General features: G+C 46.8%; 2 protein-coding genes. Both read right to left on the reverse strand.

The window, feature by feature from the left end:
- Positions 1–67: 67 nt before the first annotated feature.
- On the reverse strand, positions 68–892 hold the full coding sequence (gene istB, locus L1283_RS28385) for an IS21-like element helper ATPase IstB (RefSeq protein ID WP_112375393.1): 825 nt from the start codon (positions 890–892) through the stop codon (positions 68–70).
- Between the two features lie 10 nt (positions 893–902).
- On the reverse strand, positions 903–2,342 hold the full coding sequence (gene istA, locus L1283_RS28390) for an IS21 family transposase (RefSeq protein ID WP_112375392.1): 1,440 nt from the start codon (positions 2,340–2,342) through the stop codon (positions 903–905).
- Between the last annotated feature and the right edge of the window lie 102 nt (positions 2,343–2,444).

Consider the following 2,444-nt stretch of genomic DNA (forward strand, 5'->3'; position numbering starts at 1 on the left):
TGTTAATTCTCATCAGAATGCCCCCACTGATTCTCATTAAAATGCCACCACTAATATGCAAAAAAAATCATTCATTATCCTGATCATCTGAGATTTCGTTTTCCTGCTTTCGAGGCCGTCCTCTTCTAGTCCTTGGGGTATCTTCACCAGGAAAAAGATCCTGTAGTTCGATAAGATTTTTTACGCGATAGCTGTTCCCATTAAGTTTTACAATTGTTGCATGATGGACAATCCTATCTATAATAGCAGAAGCAATTACCCTGTCACCGAAGAGGTTTCCCCAGTCTTCAAAGTTTCGGTTTGTGGTGATGATCATAGACCCGGTTTCGTACCTCCTGCGAACGATCTCAAAGAAATCTTCCAGACTGTTCTGCGGCATTTTTTTGAAGCCCAGCTCATCAAGTATCAGCAGGTCCGGCTTTAGATAACGCTGCAATACGGACTGGTAACTTCCGTCTGCCCTTGATGCGAACAGTCTTTCGACCATTTCATTTGTGTGTACAAACAGTACTTTTTTACCTCTTTTGACCGCTTCGAGCCCGATCGCATGGGCCAGGTGGGTTTTTCCGACACCGGGTTTCCCCATGAATATAGCGTTGGAGCGCTGTTCTATGAACCGGCAGGAAGCCAGGTCAAACAATAGCCTTCTGTCCAGGTCCGGCTGGTAACTCAGGTCATAACAGTCCAGGATCTTTTGCGTATCCAGACGGGATTCCTTCAGTCTGGACTGATAGCCATTGGACTGTCTTTTTACTGTTTCATCTTCGATGAGCAGCTCCAGAAATTCAAGGTAGCTGATCTGTTTTTCCAGGGCATGCCTGTTCCTCATTTCAAGGTTCTGGGCCATCGTGGCCAATTTTAGCTGGCGTAAATTTGCTAATAATGTTTCCATATTATTTATTTCAGTTTGTTAATCTGTCGTATAGCCCGAGTTCGTGTTCGTATTCGCTGGAATACACCATAGGAACCATTTCCTCGTAATTTTGCTTGTAGAGCTTGTTCTCGCAGATCCGTTTGACCTGCTGGTAGCTGAAGGCTCTGTAATGGAGCGCGCGTTTACATGACAGGTCGATCTGCACGTCGGTAAACCGCTTTTTTAAGTTAAGTATCCCGCGGGTCATCGGGCTCCAGTGGGTAGGGACTTCTGCCAGAAGATGTTCAAAGAAGAGCAGTGCAGAAGGTCCGATACTTCCCATCAGCCGCTTATATTCTTCTCTGCTGATATTCTTTTTATAATCCGGACGGTGTTCCTCCAGAGAAACGTACATACCCATCTGTGCGCTTACCTGATGGAGTGCTATGCGTGTGCTGCCGTCAAATATTTTTAGGCAGGTACCGTTGCTTTCGAGCCTGACGGTCCTGCCCGCATAGGCAGCGGGCACCGAATAGTAATTATGGCGGTAGCTCACGTGTGCCAGCCGGGTGACTTTTCTGGATCCGACCTCCAGGATCTCATATCGCACCGGGGGCAATGCAAGCAGTGCATGCTTTTCATACTGCTCAAATACGGCAAGCGGGATACGGCGCGTGGTTCCGTGTACGCGCTTATTGCATGTCTCTTCGTTCCAGACCTTAAGACCGCACAGCAGATCTTCATAGCTATTGCCATCGAAGCCCTTTAAAAAATTGTTTTTTACATATTTGATAGATGATTCAACTTTGCCCTTATCCTGTGGACGGCGTGGCCTGCACGCAATTCCTGCACAGCTGTAGTAGGAAAGAAATTCAGCATACCTGCGCTGGAGCTCCGGTTCATAAAGATCCGGAGTGATCACCCCAGATTTCAGGTTGTCAAGTTTGACAGTACGCGGAACACCCCCAAAATACTCGAAAGCTTTGATATGGCAGTCCAGAAATTCGTCCACCCGCTGGCTGGTCACCAGTTTATAAAAGCTGTAGCGGCTATGGGAGAGAACCATGGAAAACACCCATACTTTAACAGGGCGGCCATTCCTGCGGAAAGTACCCATATATCCGAAATCTACCTGTGCTTCTTCTCCCGGATCGCTGTGCAGCGGCACAAAAACCTCCTGCTTCTTTAATCGCTCGATACTTCTGGCAACACTGGGGTAAGATACATCTAAACCGTGCTGCTCATGCAGGCGCTGGTGGATAAGTATCGCGCTCAGCCCCATTTCCTTATATACCTGAATGTCATCGAGATAATCATCCAGCAGCTTTGGTCTTACCTGGGGCAAAGGTTCCTCTAAGCCACGCTCAAGGGCTTTCTGTATCCGGGAAACGGTCTTGCGGCACATCCCAAGTTCTGAGGCTATCTCCCGTATGGATTTCCCGTGGGACAGCAGTGTTTTTATCGTATTATACATTGCCACTTTATACATAATGTCGGACTTTAATACTCCGACAAGTTAAACCTTAATTAAAAACTTAAGGTGGGGGCATTTTAGTGAGAATATATGGGGGTATTTTAGTGAGAATTAACA

The sequence above is a fragment of the Sphingobacterium sp. HSC-15S19 genome, from assembly GCF_050433745.1.
Classification (GTDB): domain Bacteria; phylum Bacteroidota; class Bacteroidia; order Sphingobacteriales; family Sphingobacteriaceae; genus Sphingobacterium; species Sphingobacterium siyangense.